Here is a 25,644-nt window from a genome sequence, read left to right on the forward strand (position 1 = left end):
GGGGTCAGAGCCGGTTGCGCCGCAACGGGATCCGACCCCGGCAGGTCGCCGCGTTACCGGAAGACCACCGTGGCTTCGGTGCCCTTGCCCGGCTGGCTGGCCAGGCTGACCTTCCAGCCGAAGCGGTCGCACAGCCGGCGCACGATCGACAGGCCCAGGCCGGTGCCCTGCGGGCGGCTCGGCTCGGCGCGGTAGAAGGGTTCAAACGCGCGCGACAGCGCCTCGGCGGACATGCCGATGCCGGTGTCGCGCACCACCACCCGGTCATTGAGCACGTGCACGTCGATACGCCCTTCGTCGGTGTAGCTGCAGGCGTTGCGCACCAGGTTGCTGACCACCACCTGCAGCACCCGCGGCGGCGCGTGCAGCTGCACCGGGCCTTCGCTGTGCAGGTGCACTGACACCAGACGCGTACCCAGCAGTTCGTTGGCGTTGTCCACCTCGTAGCGGACGATGTCGTTGACGTCGAACAGCTCGATCTGGGGTTCGACGTCGGCCTCGCGGGCCAGGATCAGGAACGCGTCGATCACCGCTTCCATGTCACGGCCGGCGCGCTGGATGCGCTGCAGGCTGCGGCGCAGGCGCGGCTGCAGGGTTTCATCGCCCAGGGCCATGTCGCTGGCCACGCGGATGACGGTCAACGGCGTGCGCAGCTCGTGGCTCGCATCGCGGGTGAAATTGCGCTCGCGCGCCACGTGCGCGCTGACCCGGTTGGCCAGCGAATGCAGCGCGGCCGCCAGCTGCCGGGTCTCGCCCTGCATGTCCGCGGGCAGCTTGTTCGGTTCCAGGTCGGCCGCCTCCGGGTGGCCCGGGTCCCAGCGCGAGACGCGCCGTGCCAGCCAGTTCACCGGCGACACCAGGCGCTTGGAGGCCCGGTAGGTGACCCAGCTGGCGCCATACACCGCCAACAGGGTCAGCAGCACCGGCACGATGCCGAACCAGAACGCCAGCATCTCCGCACGCGAACGCAGGAACACCAGGTACAGGCGGCCGGCCGGACGCACATCGACCAGTACCAGCTGGTCATCCTTGGGCAGCTCGTGGAAACCGGGTTCCAGGTTGCGCAGGTTGGCCGGCAACGACAGCGCCGACTGCCCGCTTTCCAGCAGGTAGCCGCGGATGTTCTGGGTGTTGGGCGGTGGCTGCACCGGCGAGGCCTCGTGCAGCGTCCAGTAATAGGCCGCTTCCTCGCGCAGGGCGGCGCCGACCAGGCTGTGCTTGATCACCAGCGAAACCAGCCAGGCACCGAGCAGGATGCCCAGGCTGGCCAGGACTGCCTGCAGGATGAAGGCGATACGGATCTTGCGCGGCAGGCCGTGCGGCATTGCGGGGTCCCGGTCAGAGCGCTGCGATTATAGGCAGCGCGCTGCGCCGTAGTCGTGCACGGAGGATGACCGGCGGCAGTGCCGGCCGGTCATCCGTGCCCGGTGCGGGGGTCGTTGCCCGGCCGGGCCTGATGCTGCACCGGCCTGGCCCCGATCAGGCCATCGGCTGGGCGATATCGGCAATGCGGTAACCGGCGCTCTGCACGGTGTGCAGCAGCGGACGGTCGAACGGCTTGTCGATGATCTTGCGCAGGTTGTACAGATGGCTGCGCAGGGTGTCCGAATCCGGCAGGCCATTGCCCCAGATCTCGCGTTCGATCTCCTGGCGGGTGACCACGCGCGGCGATTCGCGCATCAGGATGGTCAGCAGGCGCAGGCCGATCGGCGACAGCTGCAGTTCGGTACCGGCACGGGTGGCCCGCATGCTGACCGGATCGAGCACCAGGTCGGCGACCTTCAGCACTTCCGAACCCACCTGGCGGCGTTCACGGCGGATCAGCGCGCGCAGGCGGGCTTCCAGCTCCTGGATCGCGAACGGCTTGGTCAGGTAGTCATCGGCGCCGAAACCGAGGCCGGTGAGCTTGTCGTCCAGCGTGTCGCGTGCCGTGAGCATCAGCACCGGGGTGGACTTGCGCGCATCGTTGCGCAGGCGACGGCATACTTCGATGCCATCCAGGCGCGGCAACATGAGGTCGAGCACCACGACGTCATAGCTGTTCTCCGCCGCAAGGCGGTAGCCATCCAGGCCGTCCTGTGCATAGTCGACTTCGAAGCCGCGACCTTCCAGGTATTCCCCGATCATCTCGGAGATGTTGCGGTTGTCTTCGACCACCAGCACCAAGCCGGAGGTCTCCTTCGTCTGACGCATGTGATTCCCTCTAACTTCAGCTTTGTGAAACATGCCGGATCGACGGTGGACGCGATGTGAAGTTCCGTCAAGAGGGTTGTAAATCGTTCAGAGCAGGGGCCGCAGGAGTGGCCAGACGTTGTCCAGCACCCTCGATTGCGCCTGCGCCGTGGGGTGCAGGCCATCGGCCTGCATCATGCCCGGCTGCAGGGCCACGCCCTCCAGCAGGAACGGCAGCAGCGGCACCTTGTACTGCGTGGCCAGCGCCTTGTAGGCCGCCGCCAGGCGCTGGCGGTAAGCGGGCCCATAGTTGGGCGGCACGTCGATGCCCAGCAGCAGCACCCTGGCGCCGGCCTTCTGGCTGGCCTGTACCATCTTTTCCAGGTTGCCCTGCACCTGTGCCGGGGTCAGCCCGCGCAGCGCGTCGTTGCCGCCCAGCGCGATCACCACCACCGTCGGCTTTTCCTTCGCCAACAGGCCCGGCAGGCGGGTCAGCGCGCCGGCCGTGGTTTCCCCGCTCATGCTGGCATTGACGATGCGCGCCGGTGTTTTCGACTGTTGCCTGACCCGCTGCTGCAACAGGCTGACCCAGCCGGCGTCGGCAGGGATATTGTGGGCAGCACTGAGGCTGTCGCCGAGCACCAGCACCGTACCTGCCGGGTCTTTGGCTCCGGCCAGCCCGGGCAGCAGCAATCCCAGCAGCAGCACCATCATCGCGCCGGCTCGCCGGCTCCATCCCGTCTTGCGCATTGGAGTCTCCTCATCGACAGCCTGTCCCCCCGCAGCACGCCCGTCGCCATCGCCGTCGACCAGGTCGGCAAGTCCGTGCAGGGCCCGGAGGGTGAAGTCCACATACTGGACAACATCACCCTGACCGTCCATGAAGGCACCAGTGTGGCCATCGTCGGCGCTTCGGGGTCCGGCAAGACCACCCTGCTCGGCCTGCTGGCCGGACTGGACCTGCCCAGCCGCGGCCACGTCGCGCTGGCGGGCCAGAACCTGGGCGACCTGGATGAAGAAGCACGGGCCCAGCTGCGCGCGCGTGCGGTCGGCTTCGTGTTCCAGAGCTTCCACCTGCTGCCGGCGCTGACTGCCGCCGAGAATGTCGCGCTGCCGTTGGAACTGGCCGGACGCGATGACCGCGCGCGGGTGGACGAGGTGCTGGCGCAGGTCGGCCTGGCCCATCGCGCCCGCCACTACCCGCGCCAGCTGTCCGGCGGCGAGCAGCAGCGCGTGGCGCTGGCACGTGCCTTCGTCACCCGCCCGCGCATCCTGTTCGCCGACGAACCGACCGGCTCGCTGGACCATGCCACCGGCCAGCACATCAGCGACCTGCTGTTCGAACTCAACGCCGGCAGCGGCACCACCCTGGTCCTGGTCACCCACGACCTGCGCCTGGCCCAGCGTTGCCAGTACATCCACCGCATCGATGACGGCCGCCTGCTGCCGGTCGAGCGTGGGGCACAGGCATGAACGTGCTGCGCCACGCGTGGCGCGCGCTGCGCCGCGAGGCGCTGGCCGGCGACCTGCTGACCGTGTTCGCCGCGCTGGTGCTGGGCGTGGCGGTGATGACTGCGGTGGGCACGCTGGTGAACCGGGTCAACCTGGCGCTGACCGGCAGCGCGGCGGAAATGCTCGGCGGCGACCTCGGCATCGCCGGGCGCGATGATCCGCCGCAGGCATTCGCCGACGAGGCGCAACAGCGCGGCCTGGCGCATACCCGCATCGCCAGCTTCGGCAGCGTGCTGTTCAACGGCGATGCCAGCCAGATGGCCAGCATCAAGGCGGTACAGGCGGGTTATCCGCTGCGCGGCACGCTGCGGGTCCGGGCCACGCCCGGCGGTGCGTTGATCGCCGATGCCGGCATGCCGCCCAAGGGCCAGGCCTATGCCGACCCACGCCTGCTGCAGGGGTTGGGGCTGAAGGCCGGCGATGACCTCGAGTTCGGCGCCGGCACGCTGCGCATCGCCGGCATCATCGAGGCCGAGCCGGACAGCGGTGGCGACCTGCTGACACTCTCGCCCACCCTGCTGGTCAACCGCGCTGATGTGGAGGGCACCGGCCTGCTCGGCCCGGGCAGCCGTATCAACTACCGGCTGATGTTCGCCGGCGCAGCGGAGCCGATCGCGGCGCTGCGCCAGTGGCTGCTGCCGCAGGTGAAAGGCCTGCGCCTGCTGAGCGTGGACGACACCCAGCGTGGCGTGCGCCAGGCATTCGATCTGGCCGGGCGCTTCCTCGGCCTGAGCGCGCTGCTGGCGGTACTGCTGGCCGGTGTGGCCACCGCGCTGGCGGCCAACCGCTTCGCCCTGCGTCGCATCGACCAGGTGGCGATCCTGCGCTGCCTGGGCGCACGCCAGCGCGACATCCTGCTGGGCCTGGCGCTGCAGCTGCTGATGCTGGCGGTGCCAGCCTGTGCGCTCGGCATCGGCCTGGGCATGGCCGCGCAGGAAGGCCTGGTGCAGGTGCTGGGCAGCCTGGTGCCGCAGCGCCTGCCGCTGCCGGAAGCGATGCCGGCGCTGACCGGTGCCGGCATCGGCCTGCTGCTGCTGTTCGGCTTCGGCCTGCCACCGCTGCTGCGCCTGCGCGGGGTGCCGCCGATGCGGGTGCTCAACCGTTCCTTCGCCGCCCTGCCGCCGGCGTCGCTGCTGGCCTATGTGGCGGCGCTGGCGGCCAGCCTGCTGCTGGCGGTGCAGGTCACCGGCGATCTGAAACTGGCGCTGTGGGTGCTGGGCGGCCTGGCCGCGCTGGCGCTGGCGGCCGGTGCGGTCGGCTTCGTGCTTCTGCAGCTGCTGCGCGGCCTGCAGCACCGCCTGCATGGCAACTGGCGGTTGGGCCTGGCCGCGCTGACCCGGCGCCGGCTGCTGGCGGTGATGCAGCTGGTGGGGCTGTCGCTGTCGCTGTGCGCGTTGTTGCTGCTGGCGGTGACCGGACCCGGCCTGCTGCAGCAGTGGCGCGAGCGCCTGCCTGCGGATACGCCGAACTACTTCCTGATCAACATCCAGCCCGAACAACGCGACGGTGTGCTGGCCGCATTGCGTGGACTGGGCGCCGGCGACGCCAGTATCGAGCCGATGGCGACCGGCCGCCTGATCGCGATCAACGGCAAGCCGCCGCTGCGCGTGGACCAGGCCGCCGCCGAGGGGAACGGCGCGAACAACGGCCCGCGCGAGGACGACGACGAGAACCGGCCGCTGAACTTCAGCTGGCGCAGCAGCTTCCCACCCGCCAATGCGCTGCTGGAGGGCCGCTTCTGGCAGGCCGGCAGCACCGCGGCGGAAGCCTCGGTGGAAACCGGCTGGGCGCGGCGCTACGGCGCGCACCTGGGTGATCGCATTACGATTTCCGTAGGCGAGCAGCAGCGCGAGTTCACCGTCACCAGCATCCGCAAGGCGGACTGGAACACGTTCCGCCCGAATTTCTTCGTGCTGTTGAACCCCAATGCGGTGGGCGATACCCCGCACAACCTGCTGTCGGCCTTCCATCTGCCGTCCGGCAACGCGGCCGGGCTGGGCGAGCTGGTGCGCGCGCAGCCGAACCTGTCGCTGCTGGACGTGGACGCGGTGATCTCGCAGGTGCGCGATGTGATGGAGCGCGTGGCGCAGGCAGTGCAGCTGGTGATGGTGTTCAGCCTGCTGGCCGGCGTGCTGGTGCTGCTGGCGGCGCTGCAGGCCACCGCCGGCGAGCGCCGCTACGACAGCGCGGTGCTGCGCACGCTGGGCGCGACCCGGCGCCAACTGCGCGGCGCGGTGCTGGTGGAGTTCGGCGCGCTGGGCACGCTGTCGGCGTTGCTGGCGGTGGGCGCGGCCGCAGCGATCGGCGTGGCGGTGTCGCAGAAGGTGTTCGAGCTGCCCTTGCTGCCGCCGTGGCCGGGCCTGCTGATCGGCGGCGTGGTCGGCATCGGCTTGAGCCTGCTGGCGGGCTGGTGGGGTACGCGGGCGATCCTGCATACGCCGCCGGCATTGGCACTGCGCGAGGCCTGAATCGGTTGCGCCTCCGGATGGCGTGCCGAGCAAGCCCGGCCCCCACCGGCAGCCGGTGAATGCGGTGCCGGGTACCCCCGGCACCTCTCTCCATCGCGGCGATCAGCCTTCCTTCGGCGCCTTTTCCACGTACTTGGCGAACACCTCGTCGATCTGCTTGTCCTTCACCTTTTTGCCGGACTGGATCGCTTCGGCCTGGGTGAACAGCGGAATGATCATCGCCATGCCATCGATCTTGGTCTTCAGGTGCACGCCCGGGGCCTGGCCGAGGAAGCCGTCCCAACGCTGGCGCACCTTGGCCCAGTAGCCGGCAGTGGCCTTCCAGTAGTCACGCGCCGGGGTGAAGTCGACCTCGGTGGTCTTCACGTAGTCGTTGAAGCCGAACTCGCGTGCGATCTCCACCTGGCTGCCGTCGGCGTTGCGCTGCACCTTGGTGTTGAACTGCTCGTGGGTCCAGCCATTGGGCGTGAGCGTGTGGCGGTTGACGACGGCCAGCGCGTTGTAGTCGCTGCGCTTGGTGTACTCACGGCGCGGCAACGGGCGCCAGCTGAGGTCGCTGGTCCAGCTCGGCACGTTGTTGGTGTAGGTCCATTTGCCGGTGCCGCAGTAGCGCGGTGCGTCGCTCACTTCGTACACGCACTGGGTCCAGGCGCCCTGGTTCACCGCTGCGGGAATGCGGCGTACCTGCCAGGTCTGGTCGGCGCTGAACTCGAATCGGTTCGGTGCTTCGTAGACCCAGTCCTGGCGCCAGTGCTTGGTGATGTGGCCGCTCTTCTCGTCCAGCAGCAGGTGCTGCAGCACGATGCGCTTCGGCGTGTCCTCGACCACGATCACCAGTTCGTTGCCGCCGCTGCGCATCGCCGGGGCGCGCTCGTAGCCGGGCTTCAGCAGCACGGTCTCGTCGAATGCGAAATCGACGGTGTACTCGCCCTGCATGGCAAGGATGCTGTCGTGGTCGCGGGCGATGCCGGAGGGCTGCGCGCTGGCCACGCCGCTGGTGGCGAGCAGCAGCAGGACGCTGGCTGTCTGGAGCTTCATCGGGGTCTTCCTTCGGGGTTGCAGATGCAGTGAGAGGCCGTCCGTGGCCGACAGGCGTTCCATCGGGAAAGGGTTACAGCCGGATCAGCGGCAGGTCGCCGGGAACCCGCGGCGCCGAGCGACGTGCAGCATCGGCGCAGCAGCAATCGTCGATCGCCAGCTCGCCTTCGGCACCTTCCAGCCGCGCGATGCGACGCGCGGTGGCTGCGCCCAGCGAGGACAACGTCGACAGGCTTGCAGCCAGGGTGCGGCCGTCGTCGGCGGCATGCAGGCGCAGCGCGCACAGTCGCCAGCGCTGGCCACCGAGATGGCCGGCCAGGCGCCGCCACAGGCGTTCGCCGACACTGCCCTCGCTGTCATGCTCCGGGCCCGGCGGCAGCGCCGCGACCAGCCGGTCCCAGGCCAGGAAATCGCTGTCGGGCAACAGGTACAGCCGCCACACGCAGCGGCCGCGGGCATCGAGGAAGCACAGGCTTTCGCGCACGCCCTCGCTGTCCACGCCCTGGCAGGCATGCACGCGTACTGCCTGGCGCCAGCCACCGAGCTCGTTGCCGTCGGCGCGGTACAGGCACAACACGGTGCCGAGCGTGGCCAGCTGTGCCGGCGTCGGCCAGGCCGCGCTGCCCTGCGCGGCGATGGCGTCGTTCCTGCGTGCGGACAAGGCTCGGCTCATGAGGTCACCAGGAAACGGCAAGGCTGGCGGAGAGGGTGCGGCCCGGGTTGGTATAGCGGTCCAGCACGCGGCTGCCCGGCGACAGCGTCGAACCCACGTTGGACCAGTCGATGTAACGCTTGTCGCCCAGGTTGAACACGCCGACGTTGAAGGTGGCGCCCGGGGCGAAGTTCCAGTGCGCCATCAGGTCGGCCACGCCGTAGCCGGCCGGGCGGTACACCGTGGCGGCGGTGACGCGGTCCTTGCGCTTGACGAAGGTACCGGCCAGTTCGACGCCCCAGGTGTCGGTGTCGTACATCAGGCCGACGGTGCCACGCAGCGGGTCGACCGAATCCAGCGGGGTGTCTTCGGTCCTGTTGTCGCCGCGCGACCAGGCCACCGAGCTGCGCAGCGCCCAGCCCTGCAGCGCCGGGCTGATCTGGCCGAAGTCGACGCCGGCCTTCATCTCGGCACCGTAGATGCGCGCATCCGCGATGTTGCGCGACTGGAACACCATCAGGCCCTGGGCGTTGGTGCCGACCAGCGACTGCGACTCGATGAAGTCCTTGTACTCGTTGTAGTAGCCGCTGAGGCTGACGTAGGCCGCTGGCGACAGGAAGCGCAGTCCCAGCTCCATGCCGTCACTGGTTTCCGGCTTCAGGTCCGGATTGGGAATGGCGGTGTAGCCGAAGGCGAAGTTGGTGAAGCCCAGGTTGACGTCGTTGTACGGCGGCGAGCGGAAGCCATGCGAATAGCCGGCAAACAGCGACCATTCGTCGGTGAAGCGATAGACCATGCCCAGCTTCGGCGAGACGCTGGTCTTGGTCAGCCTGGCCACCGCAACGCCGGGATTGTCGTCGGCGAAGATGCTGTCCACCTCCGGCTTCAGCTCGTAGCGGTCCACGCGCACGCCCGGCACCAGCGACAGCTTGCCGTTGGCCATGCGCATTTCGTCCTGTGCGTACAGGCCCAGCTCGGTGGTCTTGCTGATCGGGAAATCGCGCACCGGGAAGGCGTCGGGCAGGATGGTGGTGCTGGTCTGGCCATTGGCCAGCACCTGGTAGCCGTCGCGCTTCTGGCGGATCTCGGTATGCGCGCCCTCGAAACCGTAGGTCAGCGCGTGTTCGACGCTGCCGGTGCTGAACGCCTTGTTGAACTGCGCCTGCAGGCCGTAGACGCGCTGGTCGAAGCTGAACGCGCGGTGGCGGCGGCTGCGGTTGGCGCGGTCCTCATCGGTGATCTGGGTGGTTTCGCTGTGCTGGGTATACAGCTGCCAATGCAGGCTGTCGGCGAAGCCCTTGTCCAGCGCATCCATTTCATGGGCGAACGACACGCGGGTGCGGTTCTGCGTATCGCGCGCCTTCATGCCGGTGGTGGTGGTGCGGTCGATCGAGGACAGCACGTTGGTATCGGTGTTGTCTTCGTTGCCTTCCACGGTCAGGCGGAAGCGCTGGTCCTGGCTGGGTGCATAGACCAGCTTGGCCAGGCCACTGCGACCATCGCGGTCCTGCGGGTTGGGCGCGGTGCGGGTATTGTCGAGGCTGCGTACATCACCCTTGTTGCCGGTTTCCTGGCCCTGGCGATGGTTGATGTTGACCATGCCGCTCCAGTGTTCGCCGCCGAACGCGCTGGTCACGCCGCCGAGCAGGCCCTTCCACTCACCGTCGTAGCCGAACTTCAGGCCGACGTAGCTGTCCCTGCCATCCTTCAGATAATCGGCCGGATCCTTGGTGACGAAGGCCACCACACCCCCGAGCGCGTCGGACCCATACAGCGAGCTGGCCGGGCCGCGCACGATCTCCACGCGCTTGAGCGTATCCAGATCGGTGAAGTTGCGGTTGGCGTTGGAGAACGAGCCGATGTTGAAGCTGGTGGGCATGGCGATGCCGTCGGTCTGCACGCGCACGCGGTTGCCGTCCAGGCCACGGATGCGGATGCTGCCAAGGCCGAAGCGCGCGGCGCTGCGGCTGACCGACAGGCCCGGCTCGTAGCGCAGCAGATCCTTGATGTCCTGCACCAGGTGCCGGTCCATCTGCTCGCGGTCGATGACGTCCACGGTGGCCGCCACATCGCTCACCGCCCGCTCGGTGCGGGTGGCGGTGACCTGCACACGGTCGAATTCGCGCGCATCGGGCGCGGCGGTGGCCGCGGCAGCAGCATGGGCGGACAGCGGCAGGGCCATCCAGACGGCAAGGCAAAGGGCGGTAGGGCGGGTCATCGGGTTCGTTCGGTCAGGCAGGGGAACCCCCGGTTACCGGCACACCCGGAGGGTGCACGCGGTAGACCGAGGGGGAGAGAGCGGGAGCGGACGGGTCGCCCACCCTGCCGGCGCGGCCGGCAGGAGGGAGGGGGGCGGGCGACCAGGCCGCGATTACTTGGTCAGGATCAGCTTGTCGTTGCTGGTGTGCCGCAGGCGATAGAAGCGGTCGCCGTGCTGGATCAGGATTTCACGACGGCCCTTGAGCAGGGCTTCGCTGTCGATGACCTCTTCCGGCGGAACGACACGGACCGGACGATCGCGGAGGGTCAGCGTTTCGGGGCGCAGCAGTACAGGTTGAGCATTCATGAGCATCTGGACTCGTGCGAGGGACGAGTCAAATGATAATGATTCTCAGTTGACAATCAACAACCATTCTCAATTTGATTGATGAGATTAATGATCAAATTCTGAAATTCGATAGATCATGTCAATCAAATGGCGACGCAGCCGTGTAGAGTCGACTCTACCGAGGCCCCCGAGGCCCGCTCGGCCCCGGGGTTCAGACAAAGACCGTTTCGACCTGCGCCCAGCCGGCGGCGTCGACCTGCTCCAGCACCTCCAGCGCCTGCAGGTTCTGCAGCAACTGGCTGACCCGGCTGGCACCGAGGATCACGCTGGAGACGTTCGGGTTGCGCAGGCACCAGGCGATGGCCAGCGTGGCCGGCGTCTGCCCCAGCGCACGCGCCATCTCGCTGAAGCGGCGCACCTGGGCCAGACGGGCCTCGGCGTCGTCACCCAGCACCAGCGCCTGCAGCCATTCCATGCCCTCGCGGCCCAGCCGCGCATCGGCCGGAATGCCCTGGTCGTACTTGCCGCTCAGCAGGCCCGACGCCAGCGGCGAGAAGATGGTGGTGCCCAGGCCGGCACCGGCATACAGCGGCGCGTACTCGACCTCGACCCGTTCGCGGTGCAGCAGGTTGTACTGCGGCTGCTCCATCGACGGGCCCTGCAGGTTGCGCGCCTCGGCGATGTCCAGCGCCTGCTGGATCTGCACCGCCGACCACTCCGAGGTCCCCCAGTAGAGGATCTTGCCTTGCCGCACCAGGGTATCCATGGCATGCACGGTCTCGGCGACCGGCGCGTCCGGATCCGGGCGATGGCAGTAATAAAGGTCCAGGTAGTCCACCCGCAGGCGCTTGAGCGCCGCATGGCAGGCGTCGGTCACATGCTTGCGCGACAGGCCGCGCTGGGTCGGCCGTGGGTCCTTGGCGCTGCCGAAGAACACCTTGCTGGAGACGCAGATGCCGTCGCGCGGCAGGCGCAGGTCGGCGATCACATCGCCCATCACCTGTTCGGCGCGGCCGTTGGCATAGCCCTCGGCGTTGTCGAAGAAGTTGACGCCGTGGTCCCAGGCGGCGGCCACCAGGTTGCGGGCCTCGTCGCGCGGGATCTGGTCACCGAAGGTCACCCAGGCGCCGAAGGACAGGGCGGAAATCGGCAGGCCGGTGGAGCCCAGGCGACGGTATTGCATGCGAATCTCCTGCTGCGGGCCCGCATCCGGGCCGGGATCGAGCCCCATTCTACCTGCCGCCGCCGGCCGCAAGCCCTTGCCGTTGCTGGCCTGATCGGTACCGATAGATGCGCGCACGCTGCTTTTTCTTGCCCCGGCCCCTGCCCTGCACTAGGCTTCCCGTTTTTCGCGACGCCCCAGGGGAGTCACTCACATGGTCGAAGGTTTGGGCAGGATCGGCTTCGGCCTGTTCGGGTTGGCGGTGCTGATCGGCATCACCTGGTTGTTTTCCAACAACAAGCGTGCGGTTGACTGGAAGCTGGTTGCCACCGGTATCACCCTGCAGATCGCGTTCGCGGCGCTGGTGATCCTGGTGCCGGGCGGCCGCGACGTGTTCGATGCGCTGGGCAAGGGCTTCGTCAAGGTTCTCAGCTTCGTCAACGAAGGCTCGGGCTTCATCTTCGGCTCGTTGATGGACACCAAGAACTACGGCTTCATCTTCGCCTTCCAGGTGCTGCCGACCATCATCTTCTTCTCGGCGCTGATGGGGGTGATGTACCACCTCAACGTCATGCAGGCGATCGTGCGCGTGATGGCGTGGTCGATCACCAAGGTGATGCGCGTGTCCGGCGCGGAAACCACCAGCGTCTGCGCCAGCGTCTTCATCGGCCAGACCGAGGCGCCGCTGACCGTGCGCCCGTACATCGCCAGGATGACCCAGTCCGAGCTGCTGACCATGATGATCGGCGGCATGGCCCACATCGCCGGCGGCGTGCTGGCGGCCTATGTGGGCATGCTCGGCGGTGGCGACCCGGCGCAGCAGGCCTTCTACGCCAAGCACCTGCTGGCAGCGAGCATCATGGCCGCACCGGCCACCCTGGTCGTGGCCAAGCTGCTGATTCCGGAAACCGGCACCCCGCTGACCCGCGGCACGGTGAAGATGGAAGTCGAAAAGACCTCCAGCAACATCATCGACGCGGCCGCTGCCGGTGCCGGTGACGGCCTGAAGCTGGCGCTGAACATCGGCGCGATGCTGCTGGCCTTCATCGCCCTGATCGCGCTGCTGAACGCCCCGTTGACCTGGATCGGCGAGGTGACCGGCCTGGCCGCTGCCATCGGCAAGCCGACCAACCTGTCGACCATCTTCGGTTACGTGCTGGCCCCGATCGCCTGGGTGATCGGTACCCCGTGGGCTGATGCCACCACCGTCGGTTCGCTGATCGGCCAGAAGGTCGTGATCAACGAATTCGTCGCCTACACCGAACTGTCGCAGATCGTGAACGGCCAGGTGGCCGGCGTGAGCCTGTCCGAGGAAGGTCGCCTGATCGCCACCTACGCGCTGTGCGGCTTTGCCAACTTCAGCTCGATCGCGATCCAGATCGGCGGCATCGGCGGCCTGGCCCCGGAACGTCGCCACGACCTGGCCAAGTTCGGCCTGCGCGCGGTGTTGGGCGGTACCATTGCCACCTTCATGACGGCGACCATCGCCGGCGTGCTGACGCACTTCAGTTGAACCCTTGGTTGAGAAAAGATTCCCTATGAGCAGCAGTGTCGTTGTCGTCGGTTCCTTCAATGTCGATCACGTGTGGCGGTGTGAGTCGCTGCCGGCACCGGGTGCGACCATTGCCGGCCGCTACAGCACCGGCCCCGGGGGCAAGGGCTTCAACCAGGCGGTGGCGGCCTGCCGCGCCGGTGCCGACACGCACTTCGTGTGCGCGTTGGGCGATGACGCCGGTGGCGCCACCGCGCGTGAACTGGCTGCGCAGGATGGCTTCGCGCTGATCGCCGAGGCCAGCAGCGAACCGACCGGCACCGCGGGCATCTACGTGGACGCGCGTGGCCGCAACACCATCGTGATCGGCCCGGGTGCCAACGCCGCGCTGGGCACCGATTTCCTGCAACAGCAGCAGGCCCTGCTGACCCGCGCCAAGGTGGTGCTGGTGCAGCTGGAATCGCCGGTGCAGACCATCGAAGCGGCGCTGGCCACGGCCCGCGAGGCCGGTGTCACAACCGTACTCAATACCGCACCGGCCGATGCGCCCTCGACCATCGGCCTGCTCAAGCTGGCCGATGTGATCACCCCGAACGAAACCGAGTTCGCTGCCCTGCTCGGCCGCCATGTCGGTGAGCGCGTGGATGCCAACGACGTCGCCGCGCTGGATGGCGCCAGCCTGCACGCGCTGTGCCGCAAGCTGGTCGGCAACGGCACCGTGGTGGTGACCCTGGGTTCGGTGGGCGTGTTCGTGTCGCATGCCGACGAGAACCTGCGCGGCGATACCCAGCCGTACTACCGCGTGGGTGCCGAGCAGGTGCAGGCGATCGACACCACCGGTGCCGGTGACGCCTTCAACGGTGCGCTGGCCGCGTCGCTGGCGCAGGTGGCCGACGCCCCGTTCGCCCGCCACGTGCGCTTCGCCAACCAGTTCGCCGGCCGTTCGACCGAGAAGGAAGGCGCCGCTGCGGCGATGCCGCGCTTCACCCCGGCCGACGCTGAAGCCAGGTAATTCCACGCCACGCGTGGATGACAAGGCCCGGGCGTGCAGACACCCGGGCCATTCTTTTGCCCATTGCCCAGCCCCTGCGACCGCCTGTCGCATTGCCCACATCCTGCCCCTCGCCCACCATCCGCGCAGCTTCCTCGCACGGGCAGGACATGGACGGATTCCCCTGGCTGCTGGTCGCGGCCGCCGGCAGTGCCGTGGCGGCGCTGCTGCATATCGGCTGCATCGCCTTCGGCGCCGCGTGGTACAGGTACTTCGGTGCCGGCCAGCGCGTGGTCCGGCTGGCGCATGCGGGGCACTGGTGGCCACCGCTGATGACCGCCGGCATCACTGCCGTGCTGGTGGCCTGGACCCTGTACGCACTGGCCGCCGCGGGCTGGCATTCGCCGCTGCCGGCCAGCCGCCTGGTCCTGCCCGGCATCGCCGCGCTGCTGTTGCTGCGTGCCGCGATGGGCTTCGGCCTGGCGCTGTTCCGGCCGGGGTACAACGGCACGCGCTTCTGGGCGGTCAGCTCGCTGGTCTGCCTGGGCCTGGGGCTGGCCTTCGCTCTGGGTACCCGCCAGGCCTGGCAGAGCCTGGGGTAGCCGCCCACCATCGCCCGCCCGTGGGGGCGGCGGAAGCAACCGTCAAGCATCTGCTGATGCCGGTACGGCATGAGGTCGGTGCCGATCGGCCTGAACCGGACCGCGCCCGGCACGGCCGTACCGCCGCCCGCGCCCTACAATGGGCGCATGCAGATCGGCCCGTACACCATTGCCCCCAACGTCGTGCTGGCACCCATGGCCGGCGTCACCGACAAGCCCTTCCGCCTGCTGTGCAAACGGCTGGGTGCGGGACTGGCCGCCTCGGAAATGACCATCAGCGACCCGCGCTTCTGGAACACGCGAAAGTCGATCCACCGCATGGACCATGATGGCGAGCCAGCCCCGATCAGCGTGCAGATCGCCGGCACCGAGCCGCAGCAGCTGGCCGAGGCCGCGCGCTACAACGTCGACCACGGCGCGCAGATCATCGACATCAACATGGGCTGCCCGGCCAAGAAGGTGTGCAACGCCTGGGCGGGCTCGGCGCTGATGCGCGACGAGCAGCTGGTGGCGCGCATCCTCGAAGCCGTGGTCAACGCAGTGGACGTGCCGGTCACGCTGAAGATCCGCACCGGTTGGGACTGCGACCATCGCAATGGCCCGGTGATCGCCCGCATCGCCGAGGCCAGCGGCATCGCCGCGCTGGCCGTGCATGGCCGCACCCGCGACCAGCATTACACCGGCCAGGCCGAGTACGCCACCATCGGCGAGATCAAGGCTGCGCTGCGCATCCCGGTGATCGCCAACGGTGACATCGATTCACCGCAGAAGGCCGCCCACGTGCTGCAGCAGACCGGGGTGGATGCAGTGATGATCGGCCGCTCCGCGCAGGGCCGGCCGTGGATCTTCCGCGAAGTGGCGCACTACCTGGCCACCGGCGAGGAACTGCCACCGCCGTCGCTGGCGGAAGTGCGCGACATCCTGCTCGGCCACCTGCATGCGCTGCATGCGTTCTATGGCGAGCCGCAGGGCGTGCGCATCGCGCGCAAGCACCTGGGCTGGTATGCCAAGGACCGGCCGGAGAACGCCGCCTTCCGCGCCGTGGTCAACCGTGCCGAAGACCCACAGAGCCAGATCGCGCTGACCACCGAGTACTTCGACCGCCTGATCGCCGGGGAACCGGCGCTGTCTTCGGCCGCCTGACCGCCCCCGCCGCGTCGCAACGTCGAGCCTGCTCGACCGAATTGAACTCCGAGAGCCCGCCTCCATGACCCCGCCGATTTCCTCCCCGACCTACCTGCACGGATTTTCCGGCACCGAACAGCAGCGCCTGATGACCCAGGCCCGGCTGCTGGAATCGAGCATCTTCGGCCAGATCGACTACAGCGGCGCGCGGCGCCTGCTGGAAGTCGGCAGTGGCGTCGGTGCGCAGACCGAGATCCTGCTACGCCGCTTCCCCGAGCTGCACGTGACCGGCGTGGACCTGAGCGAAACGCAGCTGGCCACCGCGCGCGAGAACCTGGCGCGCACGCCGTGGTGCAGCGACCGATACACCCTGCAGCAGGCCGACGCCGGCGAGCTGCCGTTCGAGGCACGCAGCTTCGACTCGGCGTTCCTGTGCTGGGTGCTGGAACACGTGCCTTCACCGGCGCGGGTGCTGAGCGAAGTGCGCCGCGTGCTGGCTCCGGGTTCGCCGGTCTACATCACCGAAGTGATGAATGCCTCGTTCCTGCTCGACCCGTACTCGCCGCACATCTGGCGCTACTGGATGGCCTTCAACGACTTCCAGTACGACCATGGCGGTGACCCGTTCGTCGGTGCAAAGCTGGGCAACCTGCTGCTGGCCGGCGGCTTCCGCGACGTGCACACCGAGATCAAGACCATCCACCTGGACAACCGCGAACCGGCGCGTCGAAAGACGATGATCGCGTTCTGGGAACAGCTCCTGCTGTCGGCCGCCGACCAGCTGCTGCAGGCCGGCTCGGTGGACGAGGAAACCGTGGAAGGCATGCGCCGCGAGTTCCGCCTGGTGCAGAACGACCCGAACGCCGTGTTCTTCTACTCGTTCGTCCAGGGCCGCGCCACGGTGTATTGATCCGGTGTTCTGCTGCCGATCGGGGCCGTAGAGCCACGCCATGCGTGGATCCACTGATCAATGCACGGCGGTGTGGTCGGCCGCGCCCGGCGCCGCCGCCGGCTCCTGCCAGATCCGCTGCCACATCGCCGCCAGGCGGCGACCGGCGTCGGCACGCGCGGCGGGACTGCTGTAGTCCACCCGCACCTGCTTGGGAACGATCGCCCGCCACTGCCCGTCGGCCTGCCCGGCCACGACGAAGTTGAAGGTGTAGTCCGGCTCCAGCCCCATGCGCAGGTCACTCAGCACCAACCGGCCGTCAACCACCTGCGCACGCATGAAACCGCGGTTGAACCACGTCAGCTGCTGCACCGCCGGGATGGCCTGCGCTTCGCGCAAGGCCTGTACGTTGGACGCATGGCCTTCGAACCGCATCGGCCCGTGGTCGGCCACCAGCGAGCGGTCACCCACCACGTAGCCATTGGGCGTCATCGCCACCACCCGCCACAGCAGGGTGTTGAACGGCATCGGTACCGAGAAGCGCGGCGCATCGCCCAGGCCCATCGCGGCCAGGCTCTGCTGTGCGGCACGGTCGACCTGTGACTTGGCGATCAGGCCCCAGCCCAGGTAGCCACTGCTGAGCAGCAGGGCCACGCCCAGCACCCTGCCCGCCCAGGGCCGGGCGCGGCCGAACCAGGCCAGCACGCAGCCCAGCAGAAGCCACACCGTATACCCCGGGTCGATGATGAAGACACTGGATCCCATGGTCGGATGCGGGCGCAGCGGCCACCACAACTGGGTGCCATACACGGTGAACGCATCCAGCACCGGATGGGTGACCAGCGCCAGCTGGATCGCCCAGAACCAGCGCAGCGGTGACTGCGCGACGCGGCCATTGCCGAAGCGCTTGAACAGCCACCAGATCAATGCCGCCACCCATGGCAGTACCAGCAGCGAATGACTGAAACTGCGGTGCTCGATCATGTTCGCCACCGGATCGGCTGCGGTGAAACCGAGCCACAGCGCGTCGAGATCCGGCAGGGTGCCAAGCGCGGCACCAGCGAGCAGGGCCGCACGGCGATGTCCGGGCGGGGCGATGGCAGCGGCGACGGCGCCACCGAGCACGATCTGGGTCAGGGAGTCCATGGGCCGATGCTAGCGGCTTGCGGGCGGTGCATGTAGAGCCGAGCCCATGCTCGGCTGCGCTTCGTTCGGCGCCACGTCAGCCGAGCATGGGCTCGGCTCTACAGTAGGACAGACGCGCGTTATGCCGCCTGCGACAACCGCGCGCCTGGCAGTTCCACCAGGGTCTGGCCGTTGTGGTCGAGCAGGCGCAGCGCACCATCATGGTCCTCGGCCAGTGCGGTCAGGCTCTCCACCCAGTCGCCGTCGTTGGCGTAGACCAGGCCTTCGCGTTCGACCAGCGCCGCGCGGTGGATGTGGCCGCAGACGATGCCATCCAGGCCGCGCCGGCGCACGTCGTCCAGCCCGGCCTGCACGAAGCGCTCGATGTAGCGTTCGGCGGCCCCGCTGCGCTTCTTCAGGAACTCCGACAGCGACCAGTAGCGCATGCCAAGCCGGCGCCGTACCGCGTTCAGCGCCTGGTTGCCGGTCAGGATGCGGTAGTACAGCCAGTCGCCGAACTTTTCCTGCAGGCCACCGAAATGGGTAACGCCGTCGTAGTCGTCGCCATGCGCGACCAGCAGCCGGCGGCCATCGGCGGTCACGTGGATGGCACGGCGGCGCACCTGCATGGCCGGCAACATCAGCCCGCACACCTGGCGCAGCGAGGCATCGTGGTTGCCGGGAATGTAGATGATCTCGGTCCCTGCACGGCGCAGCGCGTGCAGGGCCTGGATGACTTCGCTGTGCGACTGCCGCCAATTGGCGCGGCGATGCGCCATCCACCACAGGTCGATGATGTCGCCGACCAGGTACAACCGCTCGCAGCGCAGCTGCGAGAGGAACCGCGCCAGTTCGGTGGCGTGGCAATGACGTGAGCCCAGGTGCACGTCGGAGACGAACACTGCGCGCCGGTGCGGCGACAGGTTCGCCAGCGTGCTCATGCCGGCGCACCCGCGTCGCGCAGATAGCGTTTGCGCTTGTTCGGCCGGATCGCGCACAGGTCCACTTCGATCAGGCCGTCGATCGAATCGCTGAAGTCCGGGTCCACGCCGAAGGCGAGGAAGCGCGCGCCGCCGGGTTCGCACAGATCGGTGTACTGGCGGTACAGCGTCGGCACGCCGGTACCCAGTGCGGCCAGGTTGGCCTTGAGCACATCGAACGCGGCACCCGCATCCAGCTCGCCGAAACTTGGCGGTGCGGCGAAGTACTGGAAGGGGCGGTTCGATTCGGCCAGCCCGGCGGTTCCGCCGTAGTAGCGCTGGTAGTAGGCCACCAGCTGCTCGCGCGCATCGCGCGGCAGCGCTGCGCTGATCGAGACCGCGCCGAACAGGTAGCGGATGCCCGGCCGGCACTGCAGGTAGGCGCCGATGCCCTGCCACAGGTAGTCCAGGCTGCGGCTGCCCCAGTAATCGGGCACCACGAAGCTGCGGCCCAGCTCCAGGCCCTCGGCAATGTGGGTGATGGCATCGTCGGAATAGCGGAACAGCGACGCGCTGTAGAGCCCGGACAGGCCGTGCCGGGCCAGGGCCTGGGCGCCGCGCATGATGCGGTAGGCACCGGCAATGCGCTGCGCCGCCGCGTCCCAGATCACGATGTGCTCGTACTGCGGATCGTAGGCGTCCAGGTCGCGGCTGCGCCCGGTGCCCTCGCCCACCTGGCGGAAGGTCAGCTCGCGCAGGCGGCCCAGTTCCAGCAGCAGCGGTGAATCGGCGGTACAGGTCGCCAACAGGATCTGCTTGCCATCGGCGGTCTGGCCCAGCTGGGTGGCCGCGGCAATGCCGGCGGCGACCTGCGAAGGCGGCACCGGAGACGCCAATGGCTCGGGGCCTGCGCACGCAGCGGCATTGCCGGCCGCGCCGTTGCGGCCCAGCGCGTACAGCGCGCGGCGCACCGCCAGCAGCTGTGCGCCCGGGTCACCGCCCTTGCCCAGCTGCATCGGCTCGCCGATGCTCAGCCGCAGCGGGCGGCCACGACGGGCGAACATTTCGCGCGCCAGCAGCGCGGTGCCGGCCGGCTTGAACAGGGTCGAGGCGCCGTAGAACAGCGCCGAGTTGCGCGCTTCCACCCGCACCGGCAGCACCGGCGCAGCGGCCGCGCGGGCAAAGCGGACGAATCCCCGCTGCCAACGGCCATCGCGGATGCCGCGCAGCGACAGGCGCGAGACCTCGCCGGCCGGGAACACGATCACGCACTGCTCGGCGGCCAATGCTTCCTCCACCGCATGCAGGCTGCCGCGCCGGGCCTTGCCACCGAGGATGCGCACCGGCAGCAGCAGGTCCTGCAGCGGCGCGATCGCCCCCAGCAGATCGTTGGCCACGATCCGCACGTCGCGGCGGATACGGCCAACCGCGTCCAGCAGTGCGAGCGCATCCAGTGCCCCGGAGGGGTGGTTGGCGACGATCAGCAGGCGGCCGGTGGCCGGGATCCTGGCCAGCGCGGCCGGATCCACCTGGTACTGGCCGCCGATGAATTCCAGGCCGGCGGCGACGAAACCGAAGCCGCGCAGTCCTGAGCTGCGCTGCAGGAAGGCTTCGATCTGGTCCAGGCGCGACCAGCGCCCGACGCTGCGCAGCAGCGGCCGCGCCAGTTGGCCGCGACGGCCATGGAACCAATCGGGGAAACGTTGCTGGAGACGCTGTTCGAGTTCCTGCATGGCGGATCCAGTGATGCCCGGCGGCCGGATTGGCCGACAGCCTGCGCCCGGCAGGCGGCAGCCAGATGGCGGTTTCGGGGCAGAACGATGACGGCCGGCCCGCCTTCGCGGCGAGGTCGCTGCCTGCGCGGTCGGGGCCGGCAGCCGTCCCGTCTGTTGTCACGCTGGTGGAACACTGGGCCTCAAGGCTGGGCCCCAATCCCCAAGGGACGGCCCCTCCAGGCCTACGCGGGCTTAACCACCGGCAACCGGCACAGGTTCACAATGCACAGGCGGCGCACCCCGTGTATCATGCGCGCCCATCTTTCCATCCGAATCAAGGGATATTACGCCTGATGTCCAGCTATCTCTTCACCTCCGAGTCGGTCTCCGAAGGCCATCCGGACAAGGTTGCCGACCAGATCTCCGATGCGGTGCTGGACGCGATCCTGACCCAGGACCAGCGCGCCCGCGTGGCCTGCGAGACCATGGTCAAGACCGGCGTTGCCATCGTGGCCGGTGAAATCACCACCAGCGCCTGGATCGACCTGGAAGCGCTGACCCGCAAGGTCATCACGGACATCGGCTACGACAGCTCCGACGTCGGTTTCGACGGCGCCACCTGCGGCGTGCTGAACCTGATCGGCAAGCAGTCGCCGCACATCGCCCAGGGCGTGGATCGCAAGAAGCCGGAAGAAATGGGCGCTGGCGACCAGGGCCTGATGTTCGGCTATGCCACCAACGAGACCGACAGCTACATGCCGGCCGCGATCCACCTGTCGCACCGCCTGGTCGAGCAGCAGGCCAAGATCCGCAAGAAGAAGAACTCGCCGCTGTCGTGGCTGCGTCCGGACGCCAAGAGCCAGGTCACCCTGCGCTATGAAAACGGCGTGGTCTCGGCCATCGACGCCGTGGTCCTGTCGACCCAGCACGCCCCCGGCATCAAGCAGAAGGACCTCATCGAGGCCGTCCGCGAAGAGATCATCAAGCCGGTGCTGCCGGCCAAGTGGCTGCACAAGGGCACCAAGTTCCACATCAACCCGACCGGCAAGTTCGAGATCGGTGGCCCGGTGGGCGACTGCGGCCTGACCGGCCGCAAGATCATCGTCGACACCTACGGCGGCTGGGCCCGTCACGGTGGTGGTGCCTTCTCCGGCAAGGACCCGTCCAAGGTCGACCGTTCGGCAGCCTACGCGGCCCGCTACGTCGCCAAGAACGTGGTGGCCGCCGGCCTGGCCGACCGTTGCGAAGTGCAGGTCTCCTACGCCATCGGCGTGGCTGAGCCGACCTCGATCTCGGTCACCACCTTCGGCACCGGCAAGATCAGCGACGACAAGATCGAGAAGCTGATCCGCAAGCACTTCGACCTGCGCCCGTACGGCATCATCAAGATGCTGGACCTGGTGCACCCGATGTACCAGCAGACCGCGGCCTACGGCCACTTCGGCCGCAAGCCGAAGGAGTTCAGCTACCTCAACGGCGAAGGCGAGACCGTCAACGCCACGGCCTTCTCCTGGGAGAAGACCGACCGCGCCGCCGCCCTGCGCGCCGATGCGAAGCTGAAGTAAGAAACACGAAGGGCCGCTCACGCGGCCCTTCTGCTTTCTGTAGAGCCGAGCCCATGCTCGGCTTTCTTTTTCCTGCGACAAGAGCAGCCGAGCATGGGCTCGGCTCTACAAGAGCTACGCCACGCCGATACAATCGCCGCATGTCGACCGAACTGAAAACCCACCAGCTGTCCATGACCGTGCTGATGTCGCCGGAGATGGCCAATTTCTCCGGCAAGGTCCACGGCGGCGCCATCCTGCGCCTGCTCGACCAGGTTGCCTACGCCTGCGCCAGCCGTTACGCCGGCAGCTACGTGGTCACCCTGTCGGTGGACCAGGTGATGTTCCGCCAGCCGATCGCGGTGGGCGAGCTGGTCACCTTCCTGGCCTCGGTGAACCATACCGGCACCTCGTCGATGGAGATCGGCATCAAGGTGGTGGCCGAGGACATCCTCAAGCGCAGCGTGCGCCACGCCAACAGCTGCTTCTTCACCATGGTGGCCGTGGATGAGGAAGGCCGGCCGACGCCCGTCCCGCCCCTGCAGCCGGCGACGTCCGACGAGAAGCGCCGCCAGGCCGCCGCGCAGATCCGCCGCCAGCTGCGCCAGGAAATGGAACAGCGCCATCTGGAACTGCTGGCATCGAATCCGCCGTCACCGGAGGAATGAGGTAGTGCCGGCCGCTGGCCGGCAACCTCGCGCGTGCTGCCGGACATCATGAGGTTGCCGGCCAGCGGCCGGCACTACCATTGCGAATTCGCCGGGCCATGCCCGGCGGATGCGGATCAACCGGTGTTCTGCACGCCCTGCGCAACACCGTTCACGCAGGCCACCAGCGCGCGCAGCAACCCGTCATCCTCGCGCCCGCTGGCCCGCCAGCGCTGCAACAGGTCCACCTGCAGCACGCTGATCGGATCGACGTAGGGATTGCGCAGGCGGATCGACAGCGCCAGCCGCGCATCGTGGTCGAGCAGCGTCCGCTGGTCCATCAGCGCCAGCAGCCAGTGCCGGGTGAGTTCCAGTTCGCGCTGCACCTGCGGGAAGAAGTGCCCGTGCAGTTCACCCGACAACAGCGAAAACTGCTCGGCGATGGTGATATCGCCCTTGGACAGCACCATCGCGATGTCGTCCAGGAAGGTGCGGAAGAACGGCCAGTCCCGCGCCATCTCGCGCAGGGTCTGTTCGTGGCCGGCAGCAACCGCCGCCTGCAGGCCACTGCCCACGCCGTACCAACCGGGAATCACCGCGCGCGCCTGGCTCCAGGCGAACACCCAGGGAATCGCACGCAGGTTGCCCAGCGCGGCGTCCTGGCCGAGCCGGCGCGATGGCCGCGAGCCCAGCGTCATGCGTTCGATCACGTCGATCGGCGTGGCGGTGCGGAAGTAGTCCATGAAACCGGCCTGGCCAACGAACGCGCGATACACCTCGCTGCTGGCCGATGCCACCGCGTCCATCACCGGTCGCCACTCATCCTCGCGCGGCTCGGCGGCACGCGGGCGCAGGCTGGCACGCAGCACCGCACCGGTGGCCTGCTCCAGCGAGCGCAGGGCCAGCGCACGGATGCCGTACTTGCGATGGATCACCTCGCCCTGCTCGGTCACCCGCAGGCGGCCATCGATGCTGCCGCGCGGCGATGCGTCCACCGCGTGCGTGGTCTTGCCGCCACCGCGGCTGATCGAGCCGCCACGGCCATGGAAGAAGGTCAGGCGGATGCCGGCCTCGGCCGCCACCTCCAGCAGTTCCACCTGTGCACGCTGCAGGCCCCAGCGCGATGCGGCGATGCCACCGTCCTTGCTGCTGTCCGAATAGCCCAGCATCACCATCTGCACGTCATCGCGTGCTTGCAGGTGCGCGCGATAGATCGGGTCGGCCAGCAGATCACGCAGGGTCACGGTGCCGCGCTTGAGGTCCTCCACCGTCTCGAACAGCGGCGCGATATCCAGCGATACTGATCCGTTCTCTTCCACCAGGCCGCCACGGCGCGCCAGCGCCAGCACCGCCAGCACGTCGCTGCGGTCATGTGCCATCGAGATGATGTAGCTGCCCAGTGCATCGCCACCATGCCGCGCACGGGCATCGGCCAGCGCGGCGAACACGGCGTCCAGTCGCCGGTTGCCTTCGTCGTCGCCCTTCGGCAACGGCGCGTCACCACTGGCATGCGGCGCCAGCAGGCGCGCGCGGCCCACTGCATCCAGGCCGTCCCACGCTGCGTCGCCGCCCAGCACCGTGGCCAGCGCGCGCGCGTGCACGCTCGATTCCTGGCGCACGTCCAACCGCGCCAGGTGGAAGCCGAAGGTCTTCACCCGCCACAGCAGGCGCTGCACGGCGAAGCCACCGGCATGTTCGCCGCGGTTGGCGCGCAGGCTGTCGAGGATCAGCTGCAGGTCGTCGATCAGTTCGTCCGGACCGGCGTAGGCGCCTTCGCCGTCATCCAACGTGGCCTGCAGGCGTGCGCGCATGCGGTCGTTGAGCAGGCGGTACGGCATGTCGGCATGGCGCGGGCGCGACTGCACCTGCGGCAGCAGCTGCTGGTAGTGCGCCACGCGCGCCTGCAGCGCCTCGCTCACGCCCACCCGCTCGGTGGACTGGCTGAGCAGGCTGGCCAGCTGCAGCAGTTCCTTCTGGTAGCGACCCAGCACGGCCTGCCGCTGCGCGTCCAGCGTAGTGCGGATGGTGTGGGCATCCACGTTCGGGTTGCCGTCCATGTCGCCGCCCACCCACGTACCGAAGCGCAGCAGGCGCGGCAGCGGCAGTTCTTCGCCGTAGGTATCGCGCAGCGCCTGCTGCAGCGATTCGTACAGCACCGGGATCACCCGGTACAGCACCTGCACCAGATAGAAGCCGACGTGCTCGCGCTCGTCATCGACGGTAGGCCGCACCGGCGAGGAATCGGTGGTTTGCCACGAAGCGGTCAGCGCCATGCGGAAGCGCGCAGCATCGGCGGCCGCTTCCCCCGGCGTGCGCTGGCCGTCGAGGTTGTCGACCAGGCTGGCCACCATCAGCTGCTCTTTCTCCAGCAGCGCGCGGCGCACCGCTTCGGTCGGGTGCGCGGTGAACACCGGTTCGATGTCGATGCGCGGCAGCCACTGCGCCAGCTCATCCAGGCCCACGCCCTGCGCCTTCAGATGCTGCAGCGCATCCTGCAGGCCGTCGGGCTGCGCCCCGGCGGTACCGGCACGCTGGTAATCACGGCGGCGGCGGATGCGATGCACGCGCTCGGCGATGTTGACCACCTGGAAGTAGGTGCTGAAGGCCCGCACCATGGTCTCGGCCTGCTGCGGCGTGCGCCCGGCCAGCCCTTCGGCCAGCTCCGACAGGGGCGCCTGGTTCTCGCGGCGGGCAATGGCGCGGGTGCGCACGTCCTCGACATCGTCGAGAAAAGCGGCCGAAACCTGTTCGACCAGCAGGTCACCGACCAGTGCGCCGAGCCGGCGCACGTCATCGCGAAGCGGAAGATCGGGGGAAGCAAACTCGATGCTGCTGCGGTACTCGTTCATCGGCGACGCACAGGCCTCGGTCAACGGATCCAGACCCCAAGCCTATCCCAGATCGGGCGTCGTGCTGCGATGCAAGAATGGTTTCATCTGCACGTATCCATGGCGGACGCAGCCGAGCATGGGCTCGGCTCTACAAGCGTCATGGCGCGTGACACCGTGTAGCGCCCGAGCCCATGCTCGGGCGGCGGCGCAG

21 protein-coding genes are annotated in these 25,644 nt (G+C 68.4%); 9 read left to right on the plus strand and 12 right to left on the minus strand.

The features are described from left to right. Window positions 1-53: 53 nt before the first annotated feature. From E5790_RS06200 to E5790_RS06210, 3 genes are all read right to left on the minus strand, one after another. A complete protein-coding gene (locus tag E5790_RS06200) occupies window positions 54-1,325 on the minus strand; it encodes a HAMP domain-containing sensor histidine kinase (protein WP_014645975.1) in 1,272 nt (423 codons plus the stop codon). Between the two features lie 154 nt (window positions 1,326-1,479). After that, complete coding sequence (locus E5790_RS06205) at window positions 1,480-2,193, minus strand: response regulator transcription factor (protein WP_002811889.1); 714 nt, start codon at window positions 2,191-2,193, stop codon at window positions 1,480-1,482. Window positions 2,194-2,280: 87 nt separating this feature from the next. Next, on the minus strand, window positions 2,281-2,922 hold the full coding sequence (locus E5790_RS06210) for an arylesterase (RefSeq protein ID WP_032956728.1): 642 nt from the start codon (window positions 2,920-2,922) through the stop codon (window positions 2,281-2,283). A gap of 75 nt (window positions 2,923-2,997) precedes the next feature. Between E5790_RS06210 and E5790_RS06215 the strand changes: the two genes are divergently transcribed. Together E5790_RS06215 and E5790_RS06220 are read left to right on the plus strand one after the other, a co-directional pair. Further along, complete coding sequence (locus E5790_RS06215) at window positions 2,998-3,645, plus strand: ATP-binding cassette domain-containing protein (protein ID WP_111205774.1); 648 nt, start codon at window positions 2,998-3,000, stop codon at window positions 3,643-3,645. Beyond that, complete coding sequence (locus tag E5790_RS06220; protein WP_111205773.1) at window positions 3,642-6,152, plus strand: FtsX-like permease family protein; 2,511 nt, start codon at window positions 3,642-3,644, stop codon at window positions 6,150-6,152. The genes E5790_RS06215 and E5790_RS06220 overlap by 4 nt, the downstream gene beginning before the upstream one ends. A 102-nt stretch (window positions 6,153-6,254) precedes the next feature. On the opposite strand, the gene E5790_RS06225 is transcribed toward E5790_RS06220, so the two are convergent. From E5790_RS06225 to E5790_RS06245, 5 genes are all read right to left on the minus strand, one after another. Beyond that, window positions 6,255-7,190, minus strand: coding sequence for a DUF6607 family protein (locus tag E5790_RS06225; protein WP_032956723.1), 936 nt, complete (start codon window positions 7,188-7,190; stop codon window positions 6,255-6,257). A gap of 73 nt (window positions 7,191-7,263) precedes the next feature. Beyond that, window positions 7,264-7,863: a hemin transporter gene (locus E5790_RS06230; protein WP_032956720.1), complete on the minus strand. Its 600-nt coding sequence runs from the start codon at window positions 7,861-7,863 to the stop codon at window positions 7,264-7,266. A 4-nt stretch (window positions 7,864-7,867) separates the two neighbouring features. After that, the gene (locus tag E5790_RS06235; RefSeq protein WP_111205772.1) at window positions 7,868-10,024 is read right to left on the minus strand and encodes a TonB-dependent hemoglobin/transferrin/lactoferrin family receptor; all 2,157 of its coding nucleotides are present in this window, start codon (window positions 10,022-10,024) and stop codon (window positions 7,868-7,870) included. A gap of 189 nt (window positions 10,025-10,213) precedes the next feature. Further along, on the minus strand, window positions 10,214-10,408 hold the full coding sequence (locus E5790_RS06240) for a hemin uptake protein HemP (RefSeq protein WP_005412278.1): 195 nt from the start codon (window positions 10,406-10,408) through the stop codon (window positions 10,214-10,216). 193 nt (window positions 10,409-10,601) lie between these two features. Then, a complete protein-coding gene (locus E5790_RS06245) occupies window positions 10,602-11,573 on the minus strand; it encodes an aldo/keto reductase (RefSeq protein ID WP_111205776.1) in 972 nt (323 codons plus the stop codon). A 193-nt stretch (window positions 11,574-11,766) separates the two neighbouring features. On the opposite strand from E5790_RS06245, the gene E5790_RS06250 reads away from it, so the two are divergent. The 5 genes from E5790_RS06250 (at window position 11,767) to E5790_RS06270 (ending at window position 16,672) form a co-directional block, all read left to right on the plus strand. Then, the gene (locus tag E5790_RS06250; protein ID WP_014645968.1) at window positions 11,767-13,065 is read left to right on the plus strand and encodes a nucleoside transporter C-terminal domain-containing protein; all 1,299 of its coding nucleotides are present in this window, start codon (window positions 11,767-11,769) and stop codon (window positions 13,063-13,065) included. 25 nt (window positions 13,066-13,090) lie between these two features. Next, a complete protein-coding gene (locus E5790_RS06255; RefSeq protein WP_014645967.1) occupies window positions 13,091-14,056 on the plus strand; it encodes a ribokinase in 966 nt (321 codons plus the stop codon). A 149-nt stretch (window positions 14,057-14,205) separates the two neighbouring features. Continuing rightward, a complete protein-coding gene (locus tag E5790_RS06260; protein WP_049406097.1) occupies window positions 14,206-14,637 on the plus strand; it encodes a hypothetical protein in 432 nt (143 codons plus the stop codon). 147 nt (window positions 14,638-14,784) lie between these two features. Further along, a complete protein-coding gene (gene dusB / locus E5790_RS06265; protein WP_111205775.1) occupies window positions 14,785-15,780 on the plus strand; it encodes a tRNA dihydrouridine synthase DusB in 996 nt (331 codons plus the stop codon). Window positions 15,781-15,844: 64 nt separating this feature from the next. Further along, the gene (locus E5790_RS06270; RefSeq protein ID WP_005415318.1) at window positions 15,845-16,672 is read left to right on the plus strand and encodes a class I SAM-dependent methyltransferase; all 828 of its coding nucleotides are present in this window, start codon (window positions 15,845-15,847) and stop codon (window positions 16,670-16,672) included. A gap of 57 nt (window positions 16,673-16,729) precedes the next feature. Here E5790_RS06270 and E5790_RS06275 read toward each other — a convergent pair whose 3' ends face one another. From E5790_RS06275 to E5790_RS06285, 3 genes are all read right to left on the minus strand, one after another. Then, window positions 16,730-17,797, minus strand: coding sequence for a metal-dependent hydrolase (locus tag E5790_RS06275; RefSeq protein WP_049440175.1), 1,068 nt, complete (start codon window positions 17,795-17,797; stop codon window positions 16,730-16,732). A 119-nt stretch (window positions 17,798-17,916) separates the two neighbouring features. Beyond that, entirely contained in the window at window positions 17,917-18,717 is an 801-nt protein-coding gene (locus tag E5790_RS06280; RefSeq protein ID WP_111205771.1) for a UDP-2,3-diacylglucosamine diphosphatase, read from the minus strand. Beyond that, window positions 18,714-20,429 carry a lysophospholipid acyltransferase family protein gene (locus tag E5790_RS06285; RefSeq protein WP_014645963.1) on the minus strand — a complete coding sequence of 572 codons (1,716 nt, stop codon included), beginning with the start codon at window positions 20,427-20,429 and terminating at the stop codon, window positions 18,714-18,716. The genes E5790_RS06280 and E5790_RS06285 overlap by 4 nt, the downstream gene beginning before the upstream one ends. Window positions 20,430-20,764: 335 nt before the next feature. Between E5790_RS06285 and metK the strand changes: the two genes are divergently transcribed. Then, a complete protein-coding gene (gene metK, locus E5790_RS06290) occupies window positions 20,765-21,976 on the plus strand; it encodes a methionine adenosyltransferase (RefSeq protein WP_010481882.1) in 1,212 nt (403 codons plus the stop codon). A 140-nt stretch (window positions 21,977-22,116) separates the two neighbouring features. Continuing rightward, on the plus strand, window positions 22,117-22,623 hold the full coding sequence (locus E5790_RS06295) for an acyl-CoA thioesterase (RefSeq protein WP_010481883.1): 507 nt from the start codon (window positions 22,117-22,119) through the stop codon (window positions 22,621-22,623). 116 nt (window positions 22,624-22,739) lie between these two features. Here the strand turns inward: E5790_RS06295 and ppc are convergent, their stop codons facing one another. Beyond that, window positions 22,740-25,451: a phosphoenolpyruvate carboxylase gene (gene ppc / locus E5790_RS06300; RefSeq protein ID WP_111205770.1), complete on the minus strand. Its 2,712-nt coding sequence runs from the start codon at window positions 25,449-25,451 to the stop codon at window positions 22,740-22,742. Window positions 25,452-25,644: the final 193 nt, after the last annotated feature.

Origin of the sequence: Stenotrophomonas sp. PAMC25021 (assembly GCF_004795795.1) — a bacterium.
Taxonomy (GTDB): Bacteria; Pseudomonadota; Gammaproteobacteria; order Xanthomonadales; family Xanthomonadaceae; genus Stenotrophomonas; species Stenotrophomonas muris.

What these genes read in the sequence shown, in the direction of transcription:
- E5790_RS06200 (WP_014645975.1), bottom strand. Translation starts at nt 1,325, where the DNA reads ATGCCGCACGGCCTGCCGCGCAAGATCCGTATCGCCTTCATCCTGCAG.
- E5790_RS06205 (WP_002811889.1), bottom strand. Translation starts at nt 2,193, where the DNA reads ATGCGTCAGACGAAGGAGACCTCCGGCTTGGTGCTGGTGGTCGAAGAC.
- E5790_RS06210 (WP_032956728.1), bottom strand. Translation starts at nt 2,922, where the DNA reads ATGCGCAAGACGGGATGGAGCCGGCGAGCCGGCGCGATGATGGTGCTG.
- E5790_RS06220 (WP_111205773.1), top strand. Translation starts at nt 3,642, where the DNA reads ATGAACGTGCTGCGCCACGCGTGGCGCGCGCTGCGCCGCGAGGCGCTG.
- E5790_RS06225 (WP_032956723.1), bottom strand. Translation starts at nt 7,190, where the DNA reads ATGAAGCTCCAGACAGCCAGCGTCCTGCTGCTGCTCGCCACCAGCGGC.
- E5790_RS06230 (WP_032956720.1), bottom strand. Translation starts at nt 7,863, where the DNA reads ATGAGCCGAGCCTTGTCCGCACGCAGGAACGACGCCATCGCCGCGCAG.
- E5790_RS06235 (WP_111205772.1), bottom strand. Translation starts at nt 10,024, where the DNA reads ATGGCCCTGCCGCTGTCCGCCCATGCTGCTGCCGCGGCCACCGCCGCG.
- E5790_RS06240 (WP_005412278.1), bottom strand. Translation starts at nt 10,408, where the DNA reads ATGAATGCTCAACCTGTACTGCTGCGCCCCGAAACGCTGACCCTCCGC.
- E5790_RS06245 (WP_111205776.1), bottom strand. Translation starts at nt 11,573, where the DNA reads ATGCAATACCGTCGCCTGGGCTCCACCGGCCTGCCGATTTCCGCCCTG.
- E5790_RS06250 (WP_014645968.1), top strand. Translation starts at nt 11,767, where the DNA reads ATGGTCGAAGGTTTGGGCAGGATCGGCTTCGGCCTGTTCGGGTTGGCG.
- E5790_RS06255 (WP_014645967.1), top strand. Translation starts at nt 13,091, where the DNA reads ATGAGCAGCAGTGTCGTTGTCGTCGGTTCCTTCAATGTCGATCACGTG.
- E5790_RS06260 (WP_049406097.1), top strand. Translation starts at nt 14,206, where the DNA reads ATGGACGGATTCCCCTGGCTGCTGGTCGCGGCCGCCGGCAGTGCCGTG.
- dusB (WP_111205775.1), top strand. Translation starts at nt 14,785, where the DNA reads ATGCAGATCGGCCCGTACACCATTGCCCCCAACGTCGTGCTGGCACCC.
- E5790_RS06270 (WP_005415318.1), top strand. Translation starts at nt 15,845, where the DNA reads ATGACCCCGCCGATTTCCTCCCCGACCTACCTGCACGGATTTTCCGGC.
- E5790_RS06275 (WP_049440175.1), bottom strand. Translation starts at nt 17,797, where the DNA reads ATGGACTCCCTGACCCAGATCGTGCTCGGTGGCGCCGTCGCCGCTGCC.
- E5790_RS06280 (WP_111205771.1), bottom strand. Translation starts at nt 18,717, where the DNA reads ATGAGCACGCTGGCGAACCTGTCGCCGCACCGGCGCGCAGTGTTCGTC.
- E5790_RS06285 (WP_014645963.1), bottom strand. Translation starts at nt 20,429, where the DNA reads ATGCAGGAACTCGAACAGCGTCTCCAGCAACGTTTCCCCGATTGGTTC.
- metK (WP_010481882.1), top strand. Translation starts at nt 20,765, where the DNA reads ATGTCCAGCTATCTCTTCACCTCCGAGTCGGTCTCCGAAGGCCATCCG.
- E5790_RS06295 (WP_010481883.1), top strand. Translation starts at nt 22,117, where the DNA reads ATGTCGACCGAACTGAAAACCCACCAGCTGTCCATGACCGTGCTGATG.
- ppc (WP_111205770.1), bottom strand. Translation starts at nt 25,451, where the DNA reads ATGAACGAGTACCGCAGCAGCATCGAGTTTGCTTCCCCCGATCTTCCG.